The 23,709-nt window shown below is 72.9% G+C and carries 15 protein-coding genes; 6 read left to right on the forward strand and 9 right to left on the reverse strand.

What is annotated here, in order from left to right; translation table 11 throughout:
* Nucleotides 1-2: 2 nt before the first annotated feature.
* Nucleotides 3-1,043: an epoxide hydrolase family protein gene (locus OG943_RS18070; RefSeq protein ID WP_328610952.1), complete on the forward strand. Its 1,041-nt coding sequence runs from the start codon at nt 3-5 to the stop codon at nt 1,041-1,043.
* A gap of 72 nt (nt 1,044-1,115) precedes the next feature.
* Here OG943_RS18070 and OG943_RS18075 read toward each other — a convergent pair whose 3' ends face one another.
* From OG943_RS18075 to OG943_RS18095, 5 genes are all read right to left on the reverse strand, one after another.
* On the reverse strand, nt 1,116-3,488 hold the full coding sequence (locus OG943_RS18075) for a polysaccharide lyase 8 family protein (RefSeq protein ID WP_328610953.1): 2,373 nt from the start codon (nt 3,486-3,488) through the stop codon (nt 1,116-1,118).
* Nucleotides 3,489-3,584: 96 nt separating this feature from the next.
* On the reverse strand, nt 3,585-5,039 hold the full coding sequence (locus OG943_RS18080) for an aldehyde dehydrogenase (NADP(+)) (protein ID WP_328610954.1): 1,455 nt from the start codon (nt 5,037-5,039) through the stop codon (nt 3,585-3,587).
* A gap of 49 nt (nt 5,040-5,088) precedes the next feature.
* A complete protein-coding gene (locus OG943_RS18085; RefSeq protein ID WP_328610955.1) occupies nt 5,089-6,249 on the reverse strand; it encodes a hypothetical protein in 1,161 nt (386 codons plus the stop codon).
* 4 nt (nt 6,250-6,253) lie between these two features.
* On the reverse strand, nt 6,254-7,510 hold the full coding sequence (locus tag OG943_RS18090) for a glucarate dehydratase family protein (protein ID WP_328610956.1): 1,257 nt from the start codon (nt 7,508-7,510) through the stop codon (nt 6,254-6,256).
* On the reverse strand, nt 7,510-8,451 hold the full coding sequence (locus tag OG943_RS18095) for a 5-dehydro-4-deoxyglucarate dehydratase (protein WP_328610957.1): 942 nt from the start codon (nt 8,449-8,451) through the stop codon (nt 7,510-7,512). The genes OG943_RS18090 and OG943_RS18095 overlap by 1 nt, the downstream gene beginning before the upstream one ends.
* A 220-nt stretch (nt 8,452-8,671) precedes the next feature.
* On the opposite strand from OG943_RS18095, the gene OG943_RS18100 reads away from it, so the two are divergent.
* From OG943_RS18100 to OG943_RS18120, 5 genes are all read left to right on the forward strand, one after another.
* The gene (locus OG943_RS18100) at nt 8,672-9,487 is read left to right on the forward strand and encodes an IclR family transcriptional regulator (protein ID WP_328610958.1); all 816 of its coding nucleotides are present in this window, start codon (nt 8,672-8,674) and stop codon (nt 9,485-9,487) included.
* An 89-nt stretch (nt 9,488-9,576) separates the two neighbouring features.
* Nucleotides 9,577-10,401, forward strand: a complete 825-nt coding sequence (locus OG943_RS18105; protein ID WP_328610959.1) for an NAD-dependent epimerase/dehydratase family protein — start codon at nt 9,577-9,579, stop codon at nt 10,399-10,401.
* Nucleotides 10,402-10,544: 143 nt separating this feature from the next.
* Entirely contained in the window at nt 10,545-11,429 is an 885-nt protein-coding gene (locus tag OG943_RS18110; RefSeq protein WP_328610960.1) for an AraC family transcriptional regulator, read from the forward strand.
* A 95-nt stretch (nt 11,430-11,524) separates the two neighbouring features.
* On the forward strand, nt 11,525-13,435 hold the full coding sequence (locus OG943_RS18115) for a maleylacetate reductase and hydroxyquinol 1,2-dioxygenase domain-containing protein (RefSeq protein ID WP_328610961.1): 1,911 nt from the start codon (nt 11,525-11,527) through the stop codon (nt 13,433-13,435).
* Nucleotides 13,436-13,448: 13 nt separating this feature from the next.
* A complete protein-coding gene (locus OG943_RS18120) occupies nt 13,449-15,206 on the forward strand; it encodes an FAD-dependent oxidoreductase (RefSeq protein WP_328610962.1) in 1,758 nt (585 codons plus the stop codon).
* 19 nt (nt 15,207-15,225) lie between these two features.
* On the opposite strand, the gene OG943_RS18125 is transcribed toward OG943_RS18120, so the two are convergent.
* The 4 genes from OG943_RS18125 to der all read right to left on the reverse strand — a co-directional run bounded on the left by OG943_RS18125 (nt 15,226) and on the right by der (nt 23,698).
* Nucleotides 15,226-16,035, reverse strand: a complete 810-nt coding sequence (locus tag OG943_RS18125) for a peptidylprolyl isomerase (protein ID WP_328610963.1) — start codon at nt 16,033-16,035, stop codon at nt 15,226-15,228.
* 424 nt (nt 16,036-16,459) lie between these two features.
* Nucleotides 16,460-17,863, reverse strand: a complete 1,404-nt coding sequence (locus OG943_RS18130; RefSeq protein ID WP_328610964.1) for a M1 family metallopeptidase — start codon at nt 17,861-17,863, stop codon at nt 16,460-16,462.
* Nucleotides 17,864-18,047: 184 nt separating this feature from the next.
* Complete coding sequence (locus OG943_RS18135) at nt 18,048-21,938, reverse strand: Pls/PosA family non-ribosomal peptide synthetase (protein WP_328610965.1); 3,891 nt, start codon at nt 21,936-21,938, stop codon at nt 18,048-18,050.
* 272 nt (nt 21,939-22,210) lie between these two features.
* Entirely contained in the window at nt 22,211-23,698 is a 1,488-nt protein-coding gene (der, locus tag OG943_RS18140; RefSeq protein WP_328610966.1) for a ribosome biogenesis GTPase Der, read from the reverse strand.
* Nucleotides 23,699-23,709: the final 11 nt, after the last annotated feature.

Below are 23,709 nucleotides of genomic sequence, written 5' to 3' on the forward strand. Positions count from 1 at the left end.
ACATGAACGACGAGATGCGGGACCGACTCCGGCAGACGCGGCGGGTCACGACCCCGTGGAGCGACGACGGAACCCGCGGCATCACCGGCACCCACCTCGACAAGCTGCTCGAACGCTGGGCGAACGGCTACGACTGGGGCGTGCACGAGCGCCGCATCGACGGGCTTCCCTGGGTGACCGTAAGAGCGGGCGGCACCGAGCTGCGGCTGATCCACCAGCGATCCGCGGATCCCGGCGCACCGGTTGTCGTGCTGCTGCACGGCTGGCCCGACTCGGTGCTGCGGTTCGAGCGCGTCCTGCCTCTGCTCACGGACGTGCACGTGGTGGTTCCCGCGCTGCCGGGCTTCCCGTTCGCGGCTCCGCTCACCGCTCCCGGCATGTCGGTCAACCGGATCGCCGGGATCGTCGCGGACGCCCTGGACGAGCTCGGTTACCCGCGGTACACGGTGTCCGGCGGCGATGTGGGCGCCACCGTCGCGGAGCTCCTCGCGGCCGAGCACCCGGACCGGGTGGCCGCCCTGCACCTCACGAACATCGCCCCGCAGCACGCGTTCGCGGCGGACCCGGCGAAGCTCGCGCCCGACGCGGCGGCCTACCTCGGCCGGGCGGCGCAGTGGTTCCGGACCGAGGGCGGGTACATCGCGGAGCAGTCGACGCGGCCGAACACCCTCGCCGTCGCGCTGGGCGATTCACCCGCCGGCCTCGCGGCGTGGATCATCGAGAAACTCGAGTCCTGGTCCGACGGGCCGGCCTTCACCCCGGACGAGCTGCTCACCTGGGTCACCGCCTACTGGGTCACCGGCACGATCGGCACCTCGTTCGCCACCTACGCCGAACCGGTCACCCTCCCCGACCGGATCGAGACACCGACCGTGCTTTCGGTGTTCCCGCGCGACCTCAAGCCGGAGCCGCGAAGCTACGCCGAGGCGTTCCTGAACATCCGCGAGTACGTGGAACACGAAGCGGGCGGCCACTTCGCCGCCTGGGAACAACCCGAGGCCTACGCCGACGACGTCCACCGCGCGGTCAAGCTGGGCGGCTGAGAACGGCTCACGATATGACTCCGCCGGGCCGGGTCGGGGGGCACCGGCCCGGCGGAGAGTGCTGGTGGCGGTTCAGCGCAGCGCTACCACCTGAGTGGCGCCGAAAGTGCCCTTGACAGGCACCTTCACCGTGGTATGCCGCACCTTCACCTCGATGCTGTCCTGGAGCTGAGTCGGGTCGGAGACGGCGAGTGACCAGCCGCCGCCGGTTCGCCCCAGTGCGACCGACGCTGGTCCTGAGACAGCTACTTCGTCAACAGTACCCGCACTGTAGAAATTAGCCAGCAGGGTGTGGTCAGCCAGCCGGACAGCTTGCGCCGCAGCGGTGTTCGCACGAACACGCCAGGTGAGCAACGACGCGACAGTCCCCACCACCGACGCCGCCGGCAGCACCGCGTACGCGTAACGAGCGTCGGCGGGCTTCACCCCGTGCTCGATCACCAGCTTCTGGTAGCGCCGCGTGTACGGGTCCGTGGTGCCCTTGGTGTTGGCGCCCGTGTCGACGTCGCGCCAGGTACCGGTGCGATCTTCCCGCAACGCGGTGACCTGGGCGTCTTCGAGCAGCACGTAACCGGCGACGCCGTCGAGGTGCAGCCAGCGCGGCTTGCGCAGCGCGTTCGCCTTGCCCGGCGCGGTGGAGATCAGGCGGGCGTCGGCCAGCAAGACACCACGGCCGTTTTCGCCGAGATTGCGGTTCTCGACAGTGGTCCGGACCTGTTCGCCCGAGGCATCCGTGATCCCGGCGCCGAGGCAAACCACCCCGGACGGGGTGAAGAACCAGGACTTCTTCGCCGTCAAAGTCCCGTCGGCGGAAACGAAATCCATCGCGTACGCGCCGTGCCGCGCGTCCCAGCGGACGCCACCGACGTGGGCCTTGGTACTCAACGGCGTGGCGTCGAGCGCGCCCGCCGGGCCGGTCTTGGTGGTGGTGCCGGGCAGCAGCAGCGGGTCGACCGTCGGCCAGTACGCGTCGGAGTAGTGGCCCTTCGCGTTCGGCAGGAACGTGTAGAGCACGCCGTCGCCGACGTGCCAGCCGTGCTGGTTCATGCCGTTGATCGACTCGTACCGCGAGATGCGCGTGGAGCCGACGCCGAGCGCGCCGGACCAGCCCTCGGTCACGTGCACCATCCGGTCCTGCTGGCCGAAGATCCGGTGCGTGGCCACGATCGGCGCCGGCCGCACGCGGGCCGCCAGCATCTCCTGCGCGAGCTCGATGCCCGGCGTCGCCACCAGGTCGGGCCCGGGCGCGAACCGCTCGGGGTCCGGGATCTGCAGGAACGGCGCGTACGTGCCCTCACCGATCCACTTGGCCGCGAGGCCGGACAGCCCGTCCTTCGCCGCGCCGGTGGCCGAACGCGCGAGCACCAGCGTGGAGACGGTCAGCTGGTGGCCGATGTCGTGCCCGGTCTCGCCCTGCCGCGAGAGCATGCGGCCGCGCACCGGCTCCATCAGCGCGCCCGCGTAGACGAACGGCGCGAAGGTGTCGCCGACGAGCGCGTACACCTTCTGCTTGAGGTCGTCCGGCAGCGCGTAGCCGGTCCCCTCGGTGACGTGGATGGCGCCGGCCAGCGCGGTGAGCAGCACGATGCCGTAGTGCCCGGGGTACGGGATGGTGTCGTGCTGGATGAACGAGCCGTCGACGTGGAAGCCGTCGCCCGCGGCCTTGTCGAGCTTCGCGACGACGCTCGCCGCGCCGCCGCCCGCGACGTCGGTGATGGCGTCGATGCCCGTCTTGATCCACGCCGCGTCACCGGTCAGCGCGCCCGAGACGATGGAGATCAGCGCCTTGTCCGCCCGGTTCGCGCCGGTCTCGACGACCGCGGTGTTGTTGGCGCGCACGTTCGGGTTCCCCACGAACCGCTTGATCGGGCTGACGTAGCGGGCCAGCTCGTCGGCCGTCAGCTCGCCGGCGACCGTGACGAGCGTGTGCAGCACGTAGTACGGCACCCCGATCTCGTAGGTGTACCAGTTGCCGATCTCGCCGACCTGCGGGTTGTACTGGCTGGTGTAGATCAGCTCGAGCGCCGCCTTGATCCGCGCCAGCACCGCCGGGTCACCGGACAGCGTGCCGCCGGGGGTGCCCCAGTCGACCGCGATGGCGCGCAGCCGCCCGTACATCGACGTGGTGTAGTCGCTGCCCGGCCCCAGCGGCAGGTCGGTCCACAGTGGACCTCCGGTCACCGTCATGCTGTCGTTGTAGGACTTCGCGACCCGGCCCAGGTTCTTCAGCGCCGCCGTGCGCTCCGGCGACGGCCGGTTGATGCCGGTCTGCAGCTCGCGGTAGCCGGCCACGATGGCCTGGTACGGGTCGGGCGCGAGGCCCGCGGATGCGAGGCCGCCGGGTGCGAGGCCCGCAGCGAAAGCGGGCCGCACGGTGCCGGCCAGCGCGACCGCAGCGGCCGTGATGGCGCCGCCGCGCAAAGCAGTTCTCCGGTTTACGGGCATGACGATGCCTCCCAGGATCAAGACGTCCTTGGCTTGCGAGGGAACCTTGTGAGTGTTTATGCCGGTTCTAACCGGCATAAACACTCACGAGTCATTTCAGCGGGCCCCGTCCGTGCGCCGCGGCAGCTGCCACGGGTTGTCCTCGCGCAGCGGCTCGGGCAGCAGCGCGTCGGGGAAGCCCTGCCAGGCGACCGGGCGCTGGAACCGCTCGATCGCCGCGGTGCCGACCGACGTGGTCGTCGGCGCGGTGGTGGCCGGGTACGAGCCGCCGTGCTGCTGCGCCCAGCTCACGGTGACGCCGGTGGGCCAGTCGTTCCAGAGCAGCCGTCCGGCCAGCCGGGTCAGCGGCGCCAGCAGCGGGCGGACGTACTCGGCCTCGTCCTCCTCGCCCTGGATGGTGGCGGTGAGGCCCGGCTCCAGCGTCTCCAGCACCTCGATCAGCTCCGTCTGGTCGCGGTAGGTGACGATCAGCGACGCGGGACCGAAGTGCTCCTCGCGCACCGCCTCGCCGCCGGCCAGGAACTCCTTCGCGGTGGTGGCGAGCAGGCTCGGGGTGAACTCCTCGCCCTGGTGCGTGCCGTCCACGAGCGTCTCGACGCCCGGCGCCGAGCGCAGCTCCGAAAGCTTGTGCGCGAACCCGGACGCGATGCGCTCGTTGAGCATCGGCTGGCGGGCGACCCCGCCGACGGCCTCGCGCAGGGTGCCCTCCAGGCCGTGGCCCTCCGGCAGGAGCAGCAGGCCCGGCTTGGTGCAGAACTGGCCGGCGCCGAGGCTGAACGAGCCGCTGTACGCCTTCGCCACCGCCTCGCCACGCGCGGCGACCGCGCCCGGGGTGACCACCACCGGGTTGACGCTGCCCAGCTCGCCGTAGAACGGGATGGGAGTCGGGCGGGAGACGGCGATGTCGAACAGCGCGCGCCCGCCGGGCACGGAACCGGTGAACGACGCCGCGGCGATCCGCGGGTCCTTCAGTGCCGTGATGCCCTGCTCGAAGCCGTGGATCACGGCGAAGACGCCCTCCGGCGCACCAGCGGCGGCCAGCGCGGACACGACGATTTCGCCCGTGCGCGTGGACAGCTCCTCGTGGCCGGGGTGCGCCTTGAGCACCACCGGGCAGCCCGCGGCCAGCGCGGACGCCGTGTCGCCGCCGGCCACGCTGAACGCGAACGGGAAGTTGCTGGCCGCGAAGACCAGCGCCGGCCCGATCGGCACCAGCACGCGGCGGATGTCCGGGCGCGCGCCCATCGGCCAGTCCGCGTCGGCGTGGTCGACGGTCGCGCCGAGGAACGCGCCGTCGCGCAGCACCTGGCCGAACAGCCGCAGCTGGAACGTGGTGCGGGCCAGCTCGCCCTTGAGCCGCGGCGCGGCGGGCAGGTGGGTCTCGGTGTGGGCGAGGGCGATCAGCTCTTCGGCCTCGGCGTCGAGCGCGTCGGCGACGGCGGCCAGCCAGCCGGCCCGCTCGGCCGGGGTGGCGGCCGCGAACGGCCGGGCGGCGGCAGCGGCCGCGGCGAGGATGTGCTCGAGCTCCGGGGCGGAGGTCTCTCGGCTCATGATGGAACGGTTCTCCTCGGTGGATCCAGTTCGGGGCGGATCAGGCGGTTCAGGGCACGCGGTGGGCCGCCGCGGTGGCGGCGTGCAGGTCCGGCCGTCGGCCGGGTCCCGCCAGCCCCAGATGGTAGAGGTGCAGCTCGGTGGCCCCGGCTTTGCCGAGTTCGGTCACGTACGCCTCGATGTCGGGCACCGGGTTCGCCGCGACCGCTGTGATGTAGCTGCCGACCGCGACGTGCGCGGGCAGCGCGGCGCGGGCAGCGGCCACGGCGTCGACGCTGCCCTGCCCCGGCGCCCAGTTCTGCAGGACGACCGCGGCGGCGTCATCGGCCGCCGTCGGGGTGAGGCCGGGCAGCGCGCCGGTGACCCACGGGTCGAGCGCGCCGTGCAGCACGATCCGCGTGCCCGGCTCCAGCCCGGCCAGCACCGCGGCGCGCAACGCGTCGGTGGCCCGCTGGCGCCCGGCGAGCACCACGTCCTTCAGCGGCGCCGGGAGCCGGTCCTCGGTGACGCTCAGGTCGGCCGTGGCCAGCAGCCGCCGGACCTCGGCGCGCAGCTGCTCGCGCACGGTGGCGGCGTCAAGGCCACCGTCGAGCCCGTCCCAGCCTTCGGTGCAGGCCGCGCAGCAGCAGATCGACAGCAGCCGCGCCACGGCGGGCGCCCACACGCCGTCGGTCTTCTCGTGCTGGTGCTGGTGCACGACACCGAGCGGGCCGCAAGCTTCGAGGATCACCGACGACAGCTGCAGGCCCGCGACGGCCTCAGCCGTCAGCGTCGCGGCGTACTCGCGGACCGCGGGCTGCGCCGGGCACAGCGCCCACGGGTAGCTCTCGCCGAAGCAGTTCTGCACGGTGTACTGCGGGAAAGCGGTGCCCAGCTGCGAATTGTGCGTGAGCACGAGCCACGCGGCGGCCGGGACGCCGACGGTGTTCAGCAGCCGCACGGCGTCGCCGCCGCTGTCTGGCTGCGCGACCCAGTCCGCAGTGGACGGACGGAGTTCGTGACGCTGCCAGGCTTCCTCGCGCACCGGCCGGTAGATCGCGGCGTGCGGCGCGATCACCGACGTGCGGTCCTCGGACGACGGCGTGGCCGCGCGCGTGCTGTGGTAGGTCAGCGCCACCGCGACCTCGTCCACTTTGAGGTCGCGCGCCCGCTCGACGAAGCCGGGGTCGCCGAGCACGTCCCAGGAGTAGGCGTATCCGGTCACCTTCACGCGGTCACCACCTCGCCGTGTTCGGCTCGAACCCGGGGGTCCACTTGCGCATGTAGGTGACGTCGTCCCGCTTGGTCAGTCCACATCGGACGTAGTTCTCGTGCGCCGCGGCGAGCGCGTCGGGGTCGATCTCGATGCCCAGCCCCGGTTTGCCCGGCACCGCGACCGCGCCACCGGCGAACTCCAGCGCGCCGGGCGCGATCACGTCGGCGGTCTTCCACGGCCAGTGCGTGTCGCAGGCGTAGGTCAGGTGCGGCGTCGCGGCGGCGACGTGCACCATCGCGGCGAGGCTGATGCCGAGGTGGCTGTTGGAGTGCATCGACAGGCCCACGCCGAAGCTCTCGCAGGTCACCGAAAGCGCCTGCGTGTCCCGCATCCCGCCCCAGAAGTGGTGGTCGGACAGCAGCACGCCGATGGCGCGGGCGCGGAACGCCGGCTCGATGTCGCCGAAGTTCACCACGCACATGTTGGTGGCCAGCGGCATGCTCGCGCGCTCGGCCACCTTCGCCATGCCCTCGATGCCCGGCGTCGGGTCTTCGAGGTACTCCAGGACGCCGTCCAGCTCTTCGGCGACGCGGATGCTCGTTTCGACGGTCCACGCGGCGTTCGGGTCGATCCGCAGCGGGTGGCCGGGGAACGCCTCGGCGAGCGCGCGGATGCCGTCGACCTCTTGCGCCGGCTCGAAAACGCCGCCCTTGAGCTTGATCGAGCGGAAGCCGTACTCGTCGACCATCCGCTTCGCCTCGCCGACGAGCGCGTCCGGCGTGACGACCTCGCCCCAGCTGTCCTCCTCCGCGCCGATGTGGGCGCCGTACTTGTAGAACAGGTACGCGGAGAAGTCGACGGCGTCGCGCGCCTTGCCACCGAGCAGGTCGACGACCGGGCGGCCGAGGTAGTGGCCCTGCGCGTCGAGGCAGGCGACCTCGAACAGCGCGTACACGCTGGCGATCGTCTTGCGGATGGAGAACCCGCCGATCAGGCCGTGCTCGTCGGTCAGCACGGTGCCCGCGAGCACCCGCGTGATGATCCGCTTGAGCCCCGGCAGGTCGAACACGTCGTGCCCGGCCAGCTCCGGCAGCACCTTGCGCACCTCGCCGAGGAACGCCGAGTCGCCGTAGGACTCGCCGAGGCCCACGACGCCGTCTTCACACTGGATCTGCACCACGCTGCGCAACGCGAACGGCTCGTGCACGCCCATCACGTTCAGCAGCGGCGGGTCGGCGAAGGCGACCGGGGTGAGTACTACGTCCAGGATCTTCATCAGCGGCCCTCGATCCCCTTCAGCACCGCGAAACCGCCCTCGACGACCTTGCCGAGCCGGTCGATCTGCTCGGCGGTCGGCTCGATCAGCGGCGGCCGGATCGTGCCGACCTTGTCGCCGCGCAGCCGCGCGGCCGCCTTCACCAGTGAGACGGCGAAGCCCGGCGTCTCGTCGCGCAGCGCCACCAGCGGCAGGTAGAAGCCGGCGAGCAGGCTGTCCATCACGGCGGTGTCGCCCTCGGCGAGCGCGCGGTGGAAGCGGTGGGCGATCTCGGGCGCGAAGCAGTGCACAGCCGAGGAGTAGCGGGCGACGCCGATGGCCGCGTACGCCTTCGCCGACACCTCGGCGGTGGGCAGGCCGTTGAAGAACAGGAACCCGTCGGAACGCTCGGTGCCCAGCGACCGGATGGTGGTCACGATGCGGGTCATCACCTCGACGTCGCCGTAGCCGTCCTTGAGGCCGACCACCGACGGGATGTCGAGCAGCTTCGCGGCCGTCGGCGCGGTGAACACGCCGGTGCCGCGGTGGTACACGATTACCGGCACGCTCGTGTCGCCGACGGCGTAGCGGACGTAGTCGATGAGCCCGGCCTGCGGGCCGGTGACCAGGTACGGCGGGAGCAGCAGCACGCCGTCGGCGCCGCCGGCCTGCGCGGCCGCGACACCCGCGCGCGCGGCCGCGGCACCGCCGCCGGCGCCGACCCACACGGGCACGCGCCCGGCGGCCACCTCACGCGCTTTCGCCAGCACGGCCGCGACCTCGCCGGGCGAGAGCGAGCTGAACTCGCCGGTCCCGCAGGCGACGAACAGCGCACCCGCGCCGGCGGCCACGTGGCTCTCCACGTTCTCCGCGAACCCGTCGAGGTTCACCTCGAGGTCGTCGGTGAACGGGGTCAGCGGGAACGCCAGCAGGCCGTCCAGCTCGATCTCGGTCTGTGCCATCAGTTTCTGCTCTTTCCGTCCTCGTCGGGTGGGGCCGGGGCGGCGTGCCCGGCCCACGGGTTCGACGATCCCACCAGTGTCCCGCACACGCCCGGGACACCTCCGGTGTTCACATTCTTGAATGGAGTCTGTTATGGTGACTATGTTCATCCATAAGAATGCTGTTCGGGACGCTAATATGGCCGGAGTCACAAGTCAACGGCCGGTGGGAGGACGCACCATGCCGCAGAAGCTCGACACCGCGGTCGCGGCGAGCGGCACCACGCCCGGCGCGGAGCCCGCGGGCGTGAAGTCCGCGCGGCGCGCGATCGACCTGATCGAGACCTTCGCCGCGAACGACGTCTGGCTGTCGCTGTCGGACCTGCACGCGCGCACCGGTTTCCCGCGCTCCAGCCTGCACGGCCTGCTGCGCACGCTGCTGGAGGCGGGCTGGCTGGAGGCGGACGCGAACACCGCGCGCTACCGCCTCGGCGTGCGCGCGCTGATCTGCGGCACCGCGTACCTCGACCGCGACGCGATCGTCCCGTTCGCCACCGAGGCGCTGGAGCGCATCCGGGAGAAGACCGGGTTCACGGCGCACTTCGCGCGCCGCAACGCCACCGAGGTCGTCTACCTGGAGACGCGCGAGTCGCAGCACTCGACGCACCTCGTCTCGCGCGTCGGCCGCACGCTGCCCACCCACGCCACGGCGCTGGGCAAGGCGCTGCTGGCCGAGCTGACGCACGACGAGATCGAGAGCCTGATGCCGGCGGAGCTGCCGCCGCTCACCCCGAACACGATCACCGACATGGAAGCGCTGCACGCCGACCTCGCGCGCACCCGCGAGCGCGGGTACGCGGCCGAGAGAGAAGAAGGCACCCTCGGCGTCCGCTGTGTCGCCGCGGTGATCCCGTACCGCATCCCCGGCACCGACGCGATGAGCTGCTCGATGCCGATCGGCCAGGTCGACGACGCGGACGTCCAGCGCGTCGGCGAGCTGCTGGCCGAGACCACCGCCGAGCTCGGGCAGCAGCTGCGCCGGGCCGGCATCCGCTGACCGCCGCCACCCGTCCCCGGGCGCGGCGCCGGTCCTGACCGGCGCCGGGCGCGAGGGCGTTTCCCGTTCCCCGTTTCGAGAGGACCCCCATGGCAGACCAGCGCGTGCTGATCACCGGATCGGCAGGCATCGTCGGCACCCTGATGCGGCCGCGGCTGCGCCGTCCCGGCCGGGTGCTGCGGCTGCTCGACCTCGCCGCGCAGCCCGCCGCCGAGGACGGCGAGGCCGTCGAGATCGTGACCGGCTCGGTCACCGACCCGGCCGTGATGGCCGGGGCCTGCGCGGGGGCCGACGCCCTGATCCACCTCGGCGGGCACAGCCGCGAGAACTCGTGGGAAGCCACGCTGGACGTCAACATCAACGGCACCCACACCGTGCTGGAAGCCGCGCGCCAGGCCGGCGTCAAGCGTGTGGTCCTGGCGTCGAGCAACCACGCGGTGGGCTTCCGCCGCAACGCCGACGCGGGCGAGGGCGGCCTGCCCGCCGACTCCAGCCCGCGCCCGGACACCTACTACGGCGTGAGCAAGGCGGCCATCGAGTCGCTCGGCAGCCTGTACCACTCCCGGTTCGGCCTGGACGTGATCGTGGTCCGCATCGGCTCGTGTTTCGAGACGCCGCTGCAGCTCGGCCCGCGCGGGCTGACCACGTGGCTCTCGCCGGACGACGGCGCGCGGCTGTTCGAGGCCTGCCTGAGCGCTCCCTCGCCGGGCTACCGGCTGATCTGGGGCGTCTCGGACAACACACGGCGGATCTACTCGCTCGCCGAGGCCGAGGCGCTGGGTTACAAGTCCCTCGACAACGCCGAGGCCTACGCCGAACAGCTCGCGGGCAAGCCCGGCCCGACCGGCGCGGCCGCCGAGTTCGTCGGCGGCCCGTTCTGCACCGCGCCGCTGGGCGAGTTCAACCCGATCTGACCCCGAAGTGACTTGCCCTGAAGGCCACCATGAGGGACCTATATGCCCTCAAGGTGGCCTTCAGGGCAGGTAGCGACAGGACCCGCAGCCGGGCCCGGGCCGCCTACACTGGTCCGCACACCTCGAGGACGAGGGAGGACAGCGTGGGCGAGCTCGGGCCGGCCGACACCAACGGCATCCTCGACCTGCCCTGGATGCGCCCCGAGCGCACGAGCGCGGGACTGGGCTGGGAGCACGTCTACCTCTCCAAGCAGCACGAGCACCCGTACCGCGGCGAGTTCGGCGCCGCCCGCACGCACCAGCTGATCCTGCACCTCGCCGGTCCCGTCACCGTCCGCCGCCGGGCCGGCACGCCGGCCGAGCTGAGCCGCCGGATGCAGGCGCGTGAGCTGTTCCTGCAGCCCTCGGGCACCGACCTGTCCGTGGAGCTGGGCGGTGAGCTGGACACGCTGCACGTGTACGTCGCCGACACCGCCGTGCAGGAGGCCGCGGGCGCCGACGCGCCGATCCGGCTTTCGGAGGAGCTGGGCAGCGTCGACCCGCTGCTGGAGCAGCTCGTGCTCTCCCTCGACGGCGTGGTCCGCGAATGGGAGCCCACTGCCCGGACCTACGCCGACCAGCTGTGCGCGCTCGTCGCCGCCCAGCTCGCCCGCCGTCACCGCGCCGGAAGCGAACGTCCGCCCGCTGAACCGCCCGCACCCGCCGCGTTGTCGGACCACCAGTTCGCCCGGGTGCGGGAGCTGATGGCCGAACGGCTCGGCGAGCCGCTCGGGCTGGCCGACCTCGCGGACGCCACCGGGCTCAGCGTCAGCCGGTTCGCGCGCCGGTTCAAGGCCCGCACCGGCCTGCCGCCGCACCGGTACCTGCTGCGCCTGCGCGTGGAACAGGCCGGGCTGCTGCTGCGCACCGGCACCGAGCCGATCGCGGACATCGCCGCCCGCTGCGGTTTCTCGCACCAGGAACACCTCACGCGCGTGCTGCGCAGCCACCTCGGCACCACTCCCGCCGCCCTGCGCCGCGAAAGCTGAGCCGCGCGTTTCGTGCAGCCCGCACGGCCGGATCGTGCAGGAAACCACCGCGCGGCGCGCCGATACTCGACACACCCCGCGTGGAAGGACCATCGATGTTCAGCTACACCGCCAACCCGGCCCGGGTCGTCTTCGGCAGCGGCGCGCTGGCCACCCTGCCCGACGAGGTCCGCCGCCTCGGCGTGAGCCGGGTCCTGCTGGTGGCGAGCGCTTCGCGGGCGAAGCCGGTCGCGGCGGCGCTCGGCCCGCTGCTGGCCGCCGAGTTCCCCGACGCCGCGATGCACACACCCGTCGACGTCACCGAGCGAGCGCTCAAGGTTGTCGCGGACCACGACGTCGACGGGGTGGTCGCGCTCGGCGGCGGCTCCGCGACGGGGCTGGCGAAGGCGATCGCGCTGCGCACGGACCTGCCGCAGCTCATCGTGCCGACCACTTACTCCGGCTCCGAGATGACGCCCGTGCTCGGAGAGACGGCCGACGGCCGCAAGACCACGCAGTCGTCGCCGAAGGTGCTGCCCGAGGTGGTGCTCTACGACGTCGGCCTCACCCTCGGCCTGCCCGTGGCGCTCTCGATGACCAGCGGGGTCAACGCCATGGCCCACGCCGTCGAGGCGCTGTACGCGCCGCAGGCCAACCCGGTCGTCGACCAGTTCGCGCTGGAGGCGATCCGGCTGCTCGCCGGCGCCCTGCCGCGGATCGCCGCCGATCCGTCCGATGTGGACGCCCGCACGGACGCCCAGCGCGCGGCCTGGCTGGCCGGCGCCTGCCTCGGCTCGGTCGGGATGTCGCTGCACCACAAGCTGTGCCACACCCTCGGCGGCAGCTTCGGCCTGCCGCACGCGGAAACGCACACCGTCGTGCTGCCGTATGCCATCGCGTACAACGCTTCCGGGGCGCCGGAGGCCATGCGGCGGATCGCGGAAGCACTGGGCGCGCCGGACGCAGCGACCGGTGTGTACGACCTGATCGCCGGGCTGCCCGCGCCGCGCTCGCTGGCCGAGCTGGGCCTCGCCGAGGCCGACCTGGCCAAGGCCGCGGAGCTGGCGACCGCCGCGCCGTACCCGAATCCGCGCGAGGTCACCCGCGACGGCATCGAGGACCTGCTGCGCCAGGCTTGGGCGGGCGAGCGCCCGGTCGCGGCGGCCGGGAGCCTGCCGGACGTGCGCGCGCTGACCGGGCAGGTCGTCGACAGCTTCGCCACCACACCGGACCCACGGCTGCGCGGGCTGCTCTCGGACCTGGTGCGCACGCTCCACTCATACGTGCTGCGCAACGACCTCACGCAGGAGGAGTGGGAGTACGCGATCGGCTTCCTCACGCGCACCGGGCAGATCTCCAGCGATACCCGTCAGGAGTTCATCCTGCTGTCGGACACCCTCGGCGTGTCCAGTGTCGTCGACGTGCTCACCAACTCGCGCACGCCGGACACCACGCCGTCCGCCGTCCTCGGCCCGTTCTACGTGCAGGGGCCGCCGGAGACCGAGCAGGGCGCCGACCTCGCCGACGGGCTTCCCGGCACGCCACTGTGGACCGACGTCCGGGTCACCGGCCTCGACGACACCCCGGTGGCCGGCGCGGTGGTGGACGTCTGGCAGTCCAATGAGGACGGTTTCTACGACGTCCAGCTGCCCGACGTCGACGGCCCGGTGCTGCGCGCCCGCTTCCGCACCGACGACGGCGGGCGGCTGCGCTTCTGGACGATCGTGCCCTCGGCGTACCCGATCCCGGCCGACGGCCCGGTCGGGCAGATGCTCGACGCCGTGGGCCGGCACCCGTACCGCGCGCCGCACGTGCACTTCATGATCGCCAAGCCGGGCTTCCGGACGCTGGTCACCCAGCTGTTCGTCCGCGGCGGCGACTACCTCGACTCCGACACGGTCTTCGGCGTCAAGGACGGGCTGATCGTCGACTTCGCCGAGCAGTCGGGCCCCGCGCCCGACGGCCGCGAGCCCAGCGGGGGCTGGCGGCGCCTCGACTTCACCTTCCGCATCTCCCCCGCCGGCTGACCAGGGAACCGCCATGACGCACTTCGACACCGACGTCCTCGTGATCGGCAGCGGCCCCGCCGGCGGCACCGCGGCGCTGGCGCTCGCCACCTACGGCGTGCGCACCGTGCTCGCGACCAAATACGGCTGGACCGCCAACACGCCCCGGGCGCACATCACCAACCAGCGCGCGATGGAGGTGCTGCGCGACCTCGGCGTTGAGGACGAGGCGCTGGCGCAGGGCACGCCGCCGGAGCTGATGGGCGACACGGTGCTGTGCACCTCGCTGGCCGGCGCCGAGATCGGCCGGATCGCCAGCTGGGGCACCGGCGACCGGTCGGCCGCGGAGTACACCGCCGCCAGCCCGTGTCACCTGATCGACCTGCCGCAGACCTACCTGGAGCCGATCCTCGCCACGAACGCCGCCGCGCGCGGCGCGAAACTGAGGCTGGACACGGAGTTCCTGGACTTCACCCAGGACGCCGACGGGGTCGCCGCCCGGCTGCGCGACCGCGTGCGCGGCGACGAGTTCACGCTGCGGGCCCGGTACCTGATCGGCGCGGACGGCGCGCGCAGCCGCGTCGCCGAGCAGGCCGGCCTGCCGATCGCGGGCCGGACGGGCAAGGCCGGGAGCATGAACATCACGTTCACCGCGGACCTTTCCCGCTACGTCGCGCACCGGCCGAGCGTGCTGTACTGGGTGATGCGGCCCGGGGCGCACCTCGGCGGGATCGGCATGGGCCTGGTCCGGATGGTGCGGCCGTGGCACGAGTGGCTGCTGACCTGGGGTTACGACATCGAGCGGCCGCCGCCGGAGGTCGACGTCGCCGAGGCCACGCGGCTGGTGCGCGACCTGGTCGGCGACGAGGGCCTGGCCGTCGAGATCACCTCGACTTCACTGTGGACGGTCAACCACAACTACGCCACCGAGTACGCCCGCGGCCGCGTGTTCTGCGCGGGCGACGCGGTGCACCGGCACCCGCCGTCCAACGGGCTCGGCTCCAACACCTCCGTGCAGGACGCGTTCAACCTGGCGTGGAAGCTCGCCATGGTCGTGCGCGGCGAGGCCGGCGAAGGCCTGCTGGACAGCTACACGGCCGAGCGCGCGCCCGTCGGCCGGCAGGTGGTCGACCGCGCGAACCTGAGCCGCGACCAGTTCGGCCCGATCTTCGAGACGCTCGGCATCACCGGCGACACCGACGCGGACGGCATCACCGACGGCCTGGCCGCCTGCGTCGCACCCGACGCCGAGGGCGCCCGGCGTCGGCGGTTGCTGGAGAAGGCGATCGAGCTGAAGCACTACGAGTTCAACGCGCACGGCGTGGAGCTGGACCAGCGTTACGCCTCGGGCGCGGTGCTGCCGGACGGCGAGAATGCCTCCGGCGAACAGGACGCCGAGCTGTTCCACCGGCCCACCACGTTGCCGGGCGCGAAGCTGCCGCACGTGTGGCTGGTCGACGCCGGCGGACGTCGAGTGTCCACTCTGGACCTGGTGGGCCGCGGCCGGTGGACTGTCCTCACCGGACTGTCCGGCGCCGCCTGGCCCGACGCCGCGGCGAAGGCGGCGGCCGAGCTGGGCCTGGACCTGCGCGTGGTGACCATCGGCGCCCCCGGCGCCCGCGACTCCTACGGCGACTGGACCCGCGTGAGCGCCCTCGACGAAGCCGGCGCCCTCCTCGTCCGCCCGGACGGGTACATCGCCTGGCGGCACCCGGCCGTGGACACCGAGGCCGCGGCGGCCACGGCGCTGCTGACCGCGTTGCGCTCCGTACTGGACCGGGCGGGCAGCTGAAGCCGGGCGTGCTGCCAGTTCAGCCGACGGTGACCGCGCTGAAAGTGACCGGGATACGCGGCTTTCCGGTGTCGTCACCGTACGCGCCGCTGCTCGCGACGCCGCCGCGGGCGACCTTGTCCAGCACGGTCAGGCCGGCGTCGGAGATGCTGCCGAACACGGTGTAGGACGGCGGGAGCGGGTTGGTGCCGAACATCATGAAGAACTGGCTGCCGCCCGAGCCCGGCTGACCGGTGTTGGCGAGGGCGATCAGGCCGCGGCCGTAGGCCAGGCCCGGGAAGAACTCGTCGGGCACGGTGTAGCCGGCGCTGCCCGTGCCGTCGCCCGCCGGGTCGCCGCACTGCAGCATCTGCAGGTCCGTGACGCCGAGCCGGTGGCAGCTGGTGCCGGTGTAGAAGCCCTGCTGCGCGAGGCTCACGAAGCTCCCCACGGTGCACGGCGCCAGCGCGCGGTCGAGCGACAGGACGATGTCGCCGGCCGTAGTGCGGAGCGTGACGCCGACCGTGCCACTGGCCGGCTGCGGGCCGTCCGCGGGCCGGGTGGCCGGTTTCGCGCCGGGCCCACTCGGGTCGGCGGGGAAACTACAGGTCGACGGGTCCGGCAGCGGTGTCGTCCGGTGCGGCTCGGGGGTACGGGCGGTCGGGATGGTGATGTTCCCGGTCGGCGGCCCGCTTCCCGGCGGCGGCTCCATCGGCGATGACGTCTCGGGCCCGCCGCCGTCCACGGCCCGCCCGCTCCCGCTCACACTCTGCGACGACAGCAGGAACCCGGGCGTGACGAACCCGGTCACGGCAAACGCGGCCACCAGCACCACGACCACGGCCGCCACACCGATGACCAGACCGGTGCCCTTGCGAGACGGAGGCTGCGGCGGCTGCCAGTTCGGCGCGGCCCCCGGCTGCTGTTGCTGCCAACCGGCCCCGGCTCCCGGAGCCCCCGGCTGCTGCCAGCCCGGCCCACCTTCCGGCTGCTGCCAACCCTGCGTGCTTCCCGGCGACGGCTGCTGCCAACCCGCAGCACTCCCGGGCGCTGGCTGCTGCCACTCCGCCCCGGTCCCCGGCGACGACGGCTGCTGCCAACCCGGCCCAGCCCCCGGCCCCGGCGACACCGGCGGCACTCCACCGGAAACCCCGCCCGCCGCCGGTTCGCGCGGTGGCTGCGCGCCTGGCTGGTCCCCCGGTTGCTCCGGCCACGTCATCGGGCACTCTCCTCGCCTCGGTGCGGTCATTCTGCACCCCGCGCCCGCGGCCGGCTCAGGGCAGCGGCGGCAGAGCCGGAGTGTCGAGCCAAGTGGTGAAGAACGCGCTCAACGAGCGGCCCGCGTACGACTCCGCGAGAGCCACAAAAGCCTCCGTCGTCACGGTGCCGTGCCGGTGTTCCACCGCCCACGCCTTGACCAGCGCGAAAAACGCCGGGTCGCCGATTTCCGCGCGCAGGGCGTGCAGGGTGAGGCCGCCGCGCTTGTACACGCGCTCGTCGAACATGCGGGACACGCCGGGGTCGCTGATGCGCACGTCGCCCGGCTTGGCCTTCAGGCGGGTGTGCCACGTGCGCGCCAGCGAGCGCGCCGGCTCGCCGCCGGACTCCTCGGACCACAGCCATTCGGCGTAGGTCGCGAAGCCCTCGTTGAGCCAGATGTGGCGCCAGTCCGCCACGGTCAGGCTGTTGCCGAACCACTGGTGGGCCAGCTCGTGCACGACGAGCCGTTCGTGCGTGCGCCGTCCGTCGACGTGGTTGGCACCGAAGATCGCCATGCCCTGGGCTTCGATCGGGTCGTCCAGGTCGTCGTCGGTGACCACCACGACGTACTCGCCGAACGGGTAGGGGCCGAAGATCCGCTGCAGCGTCTCCATCATCCGGTCCTGGCGGCCGAAGTCGCGGGCGAACTGCCGGCGCAGCCGCGGCGGCACGGCGGCGCGCTGCGGCACCACCGGCACCGGCGTCTTGTTCTTGCCGAAGCCGATGAAGGCCCGCACCTGCGAGTGCGCGAACCAGCCGGCGTCCGGGCCCGCGACCAGCTCGACGTCGTCGTACCGGCCGATCTGGACGCTCATCAGGTACGCGGCCGTCGGCTCCTTGCGCTCGTACACCCACTTCGTGGTGCTCGCCGCGTTGTAGCGCGACACGAGGTCGCCGGTCACCGCGACCAGGTACGGCGAAGACGTGCTCACCGCGACCCGGTAGGCGGCCTTGTCCGACGGCTGGTCGTTGCACGGGAACCACGACGGCGCGCCCACCGGCTGGCTGGCCACCAGCGCGCCGTCGGTCAGCTCGTCCCAGCCGATGTCACCCCACCGGCTCGCCACCGGCGTCGGGTTGCCGACGTAGCGCACCTCGACCCGGAACTCCGTGTCCACCGGTACCGACTTCGACGGCCGGACCTGCAGCTTCAGCCCGCGCCGGGCGAACTTGGCCGGCTTGCCGTCCACCAGCACTCGCGAGACGCGGAACTCGCCGAAGTCGAGCGAGAGCCGCGAAAGCGCCTGCGTGGCGACGCAGGTGAGCACCGCGGTGCCGGTCAGCCGGTTGGGCCCGATGCGGTAGTCGAGGTCCAGGTCGTAGTGCCGGACCCGGTAACCGCCGTTGCCGTGGGCCGGGATGTAGGAGTCGCTTGAGGTCTCCGCGCCGGGAGCGGGGGTGGCTGGCTTCGAACTCACCCGCGCAGAACCCCGCTTTCCCGGACGTGATCGTCTACTGTGCAGTTCGTTGCTAATCCGACTACAGCCACGGCGGAAACGGGTTCCGGCAAGCAGATCGGCTGCAGCCCGTATCCGCCTGCTTCCGGTCGGATTGGTAACGCCAGCATCGCGCGGATCGGCCCCGGCCGCAACGCTCGCGCGCTCACCGTCGCCAGGCCGAGATCGGGTTGCCGAGCCAGCGGCCGTCCGCCGGCACCGCGTCGCCGCGGGTCACCAGCGAGCCCGGGCCGACGGTGGTGCGCGCGCCGATGCTTGCGCCCGGCAGCACGATGCCGTGCGGGCCGAGCGTGGCGCCCTCGTCCAGCGTCACCGGCGACATGCTCATGATCCGGTCGTGGAACAGGTGCGTCTGCACCACGCAGCCACGGTTGATCGTCGCGCCGTCGCCGAGGCGGACCAGGTCCGACTCCGGCAGCCAGTACGTCTCCAGCCACACCCCGCGGCCGATCTTCACGCCCATCGTGCGCAGCCACGCGGGCAGCAGCGGCGTGCCGCCGACGGACCCGATCAGCCACGGCACCGCGAGCGCCTCGACGAAGGTGTCGGCCAGCTCGTTGCGCCAGACGAAGGAACTCCACAACGGGTGCTCGATCGCGCGGAACTTCCCGACCAGCAGCCACTTCATCATCGTCGCGGTGAGCGCGGCGACGATCCCGGCCACCAGCAGCAGCGGGCCCGCGAGCAGCGCGGCGACCGCGAAGCCGAACACCGAAGCGAGCGCCATCAGCCCGGTGGCGACGCCGACGGTCAGCGCGACCGCGCACATCACCGGCACGATCCGGCACAGCTCCACGAACGCGCGCGCCGCCTTGAGGTGCAGCGCCGGCGTGTACGTGCGGCTGGTGTCGGAATCACCGACGGCCCGGCGGACGGGCAGCGGCGGCATGCCGAGGTACGACGAGCCCTTCTTCGCCTTCAGCGGCGTCGAGGACAGCACGCCCACCAGGCCGCGCTTCGGCACCGAACGGCCCGGCGCGGTCATCCCGGAGTTGCCGAGGAAGGCCTGCTTGCCGATCCGCGCGGGGGCCACGTGCAGCCAGCCGTGGCCCAGCTCGTAGGTCGCGACCATGGTGTCGTCGGCCAGGAACGCGCCACTGTCCACTTTGGTCATCTTCGGCAGCGCGAGCACGGTGGACGCCTCGACGTTGCGGCCCACCTTGGCGCCGAGCAGGCGCAGCCACACCGGCGTGAACAGGCTGGCGTACAAGGGGAACAGCCCCTCGCGGGCCATGCCCATCAGCCGCTCGGTGGCCCAGACCTGCCAGGCCAGGCGGCCGTGCACGGGGTGGTAGCCCTCGACCAGGCCGATGCCCAGCGCGCGGACGCCGGCCAGCACGAGCAGCGCGTAGGCGAGGAAGTACGCGATCGTGGCGACCGGGACGAACACCAGCGCCTGCGCCAGCGCGGCGCCCGGGGTCGTCGTGCCCGCGATGGCGTAACCGAGCACCGCGACACCCGGCAGGGCGGCGATCCCCGGCAGCACGCCGAGCACGAACGAGCTGACGCCGTAGACGGACGACCAGAAACGGGAGCGCGGCGGGCGGCTCGACGGCCACTTCAGCGCGTCCTTCGTGGTCCGCGCCGCGGGCGAGCCCGCCCAGTGCTGGCCGCCGGGCACGGCGCCGCGGACGGTCGACCCGGCCGCGATCTCCGCGCCCTTGCCGACGCGGGCGCCGGGGAACAGCGTGCTGCGCGCGCCGATCCGCGCCTCCGCGCCGATCCGGATCTTGCCGATGTGCACCAGGTCGCCGTCGACCCAGTGGCCGGACAGGTCGACCTCGGGCTCGATGGCGGCGCCGCGGCCCAGCTTGAGGAAGCCGGTGACCGGCGGCGGCGAGTGCAGGTCGACGTCACGCGAGATGCGCGCGCCGAGTGCCTTGGCGTACGTGGTCATCCACGACGCGCCCGCGACGCTGTCCGCGCCGCTGAACTCGGCGAGCTTCTCGGCCGTCCACAGTCGCAAGTGGACACTGCCGCCCCGCGGGTAGCTGCCGGGGCGGACGCCGGAGAGCAGCATCCTGGCCCCGCCCGCGGCGATCGCGATGCGCCCGGCCGGGCTGAACAGCACCAGCCACGCGAGCACGAGCCAGGCCCAGTTCAGCGTCGGCGCCCAGCCGAAGCCGGACAACGCCAGCACGTTCGACGCCGCGGCGGCCAGGCTCGCCCAGCGCAGCCCGGCCAGCCCCATCAGCGGGATCATCAGCAGCGTCTGGATCACCCCGGCGCGGCGCGGGGTCGGCGCGATCTCGCGCCGCTCGGTCTCCTGGCCGCTCAGCGCGTCGAGGTGCGTCGCCAGCGCGCCGAGCTTCGGGTACTGGTAGATGTCGTTGACCGACACCTCGGGGTGGCGGGTGCGGATGCGCGCGATGAGCTGCGCGGCGGTCAGGCTGCCGCCGCCGTGGGTGAAGAAGTCGGCCTTCGGGCTCGCCGCGGTGACTCCGAGGATCTCGGCCCAGCCCTCGGCCAGCCACGCCTCGGTGGCGGACAGCCCGGCCGCGCCGGCGTCCACAGTGGACAGCGGCCACGGCAGTGCGGCGCGGTCCACCTTGCCGGAGGTCCGGGTCGGCAGGTCCTCGACCACGGCCAGCAGCGGCACCAGCGCGGCGGGCAGCTGCCCGCGCAGCCGCGTCGCGGCGTCGTCGAGGTCCAGCTCGGTGCCGGCGGCCGGGACGACGTAGCCGACCAGGACCTGGTTGCCCGCCTTGGTCCGGCGGACCGCGGCGGCCGCGCCCTGGACGCCGGGCAGCGACTGCAGCGCGGAGTCGACCTCGCCCAGCTCGATCCGGCGGCCGCCGAGCTTCACCTGCTCGTCGAGCCGGCCGAGGAACAGCAGGCCCTCGGACTCGGCGCGGACCATGTCACCGCTGCGGTAGGCGCGCGACCAGCCGAGCGACGGCAGCGGCGCGAACTTCTCCGCGTCCTTGGCCGCGTCGAGGTACCGGGCCAGGCCGACGCCGCCGATGACCAGCTCACCGGTCTCGCCCATGGCGACCGGCTCGCCCTCGTCGTTGACCACGGCGAGCTGCCAGCCGGCCAGCGGCAGGCCGATGCGCACGGGGCCCTCGCCGGTCATCTGCGCGGCGCAGGCGACGACGGTGGCCTCGGTGGGGCCGTAGGTGTTCCACACCTCGCGGCCCTCGACGGCCACGCGCTCGGCCAGCTCCGGCGGGCAGGCCTCGCCGCCGAAGATGAGCAGGCGGACGTCCTCCAGCGCGTCGGCGGGCCACAGCGCGGCCAGCGTCGGCACGGTGGACACGACGGTGATGCCCTGCGCGACCAGCCACGGGCCGAGGTCCACGCCGGTGCGGACGAGCGCGCGCGGGGCGGGCACCAGGCAGGCGCCGTGCCGCCACGCGAGCCACATCTCCTCGCAGGAGGCGTCGAACGCGACGCTCAGGCCCGCGAGCACGCGGTCGCCGGGGCCGATCGGCTCGTCGGCGAGGAACAGCTGCGCCTCGGCGTCGACGAAAGCCGCGGCCGAGGCGTGCGTGACCGCGACGCCCTTGGGCTTGCCGGTGGAGCCGGAGGTGAAGATGATCCAGGCGTCGTCGGCCGGTCCCGGCCGCCCGTCACACCCGCCTGGGGTGCCGTGCACGGTGATGACGCCGTCGGTCGCGACGGCGGCGACGCCCGCCTCGCCGAAGACCAGCGCGGCGCGTTCCTCGGGGTCGTCCGCGTCGACCGGCACATAGGCGGCGCCGACGGACAGGGTGGCGAGGATCGCGACGTACAGCTCGGCGGTGCCCGACGAGACGCGGATGCCGACCCGGTCGCCCAGGCCGACGCCGTGCCCGCGCAGGCGGCCGGCGTAGACGTCGACCTCTTCGAGCAGCCTGCGGTAGGTCAGCGTGGTGGTGCCGTCGTCGACGGCGGGGGCGTTGGGGTGCTCCGCGGCCGTGGCGGCCAGCACGTCGAGCAGGGTGCGCTCGACGGCGCCGGGCCCGGAGCGGAACAGGGCGGGCGGGGCGACGAACGCGAGCGGGAACTCCGCGACAGCGGCGAAAGCGCTGTCGTGGTCGGCAGTCAAGGTCACAGCGTGGCCCCGGCCGGTCGAACGGGGACCCGTTTCGAACGGGAGACGTGCAGCATCGGATCGAGGGCGCGCAAGCCCATCACTCACCTTCCGCGAGCTTCATTCGGGCTGGCTCTCCGAATGAGGCGCCCGGGTGCAGGCCATCCACCCTACGGCAACATGAAGCCCAGGTAGCGCAAGGGTCACGGTTGAGTGTCGGACATCACCGGCCCCTGACCAGGCAAAGCAGGTCCGCCGGGGCGCCTGGGCACCCCGGCGGACCGGTGAAAATCTCAGCGGTTCTTGGAGGCCTTGCCGCCGGCCTTCGGGCGCGCCTTCTTCTCGCGGACGCGCACGTTCACCCGGACGGGGCTGCCGTCGAAGCCGAACCGCTCACGGAACTTGCGCTCGATGAACCGGCGGTACCCGGCCTCGAGGAAGCCCGTGGTGAACAGCACCAGCGTCGGCGGCCGGATGCCGGCCTGCGTCGCGAAGAGCACCTTCGGCTGCTTGCCACTGCGCACCGGCGGCGGGGTCGCGGCGATGAGGTCGGCCAGCCAGCCGTTCAGCTGGCCGGTCGGCACCCGCTGGTCCCACGACTTGAGCGAGGTCCGCAGCGCCGGCGCGAGCTTGCGCACCGAGCGCCCGGTGAGCGCGGAGATGTTGACCTTCTCCGCCCACGGCACCCGCACCAGGCCGCGGTCGAGCTCGCGCACCATGGCGTGGCGGCGGTCCTCGTCCACCAGGTCCCACTTGTTGAACGCCAGCACGCACGCGCGGCCGGCCTCGACCACCATGGTGAGCACGCGCAGGTCCTGTTCGGACAGTGGCTCGGCGGCGTCCAGCATCACGATCGCGACCTCGGCCGCGTCGATCGCCGTCTTGGTGCGCAGCGAGGCGTAGTACTCGGCGCCGTTGGCGGAGTTGACCCGCTTGCGCAGGCCGGCGGTGTCGACGAACCGCCAGGTCTCGCCGTCCAGCTCGACCAGCGAGTCGACCGGGTCGACGGTGGTGCCGGCGACCGAGTCGACCACCGAGCGCTGCTCGCCGGAGAGCTTGTTGAGCAGGCTGGACTTGCCGACGTTCGGCTTGCCCACCAGCGCCACGCGCCGGGGCCCGGCGGTGGCCCGCTCGCCCTCGCGCGGGGCCGAGGGCAGGGCCTTCACGATCGCGTCGAGCAGGTCGCCCGAGCTGCGCCCGTGCAGCGCGCTGACCGGGTGCGGCTCGCCGAGGCCCAGCGACCACAGCGACGCGGTGTCGGACAGCAGCCGGTCGTCGTCGACCTTGTTCGCGGCCAGCAGCACCGGTTTCTTCGAGCGCCGCAGCACCCGCGAGACGGCCTCGTCGGTGGTCGTGGCGCCCACCGAGGCGTCGATCACGAGCAGCACCGCGTCGGCGGCCGCCATCGCCAGCTCGGCCTGTTCGGCCACCGCGGCCTGCAGGCCGGTGGCGTCGGGCTCCCAGCCGCCGGTGTCGAGGAGCGTGAAGCGGCGCCCGCCCCAGTACGCGTCGTACGCGACCCGGTCGCGCGTCACCCCGGGCACGTCCTGCACCACGGCTTCGCGGCGGCCGAGGATCCGGTTGACCAAAGTGGACTTGCCCACGTTGGGGCGGCCCACCACGGCGAGCACCGGCTGGGCGAGGTTCGCCTCGTCGGCCGCCTCGCCCGCCTCGATCTGCGCGTCGAGCGCGGCGAACTCGGTCTCGTCGGACCACGTGCCGTCGACCTCGCCGACGCCGTCGAGTTCCGCTTCCGCCGAGGCGGGTTCAAAGCCTGTCATCGTTTCCCACT

This window comes from Amycolatopsis sp. NBC_00345, from assembly GCF_036116635.1.
Taxonomy (GTDB): Bacteria; Actinomycetota; Actinomycetes; order Mycobacteriales; family Pseudonocardiaceae; genus Amycolatopsis.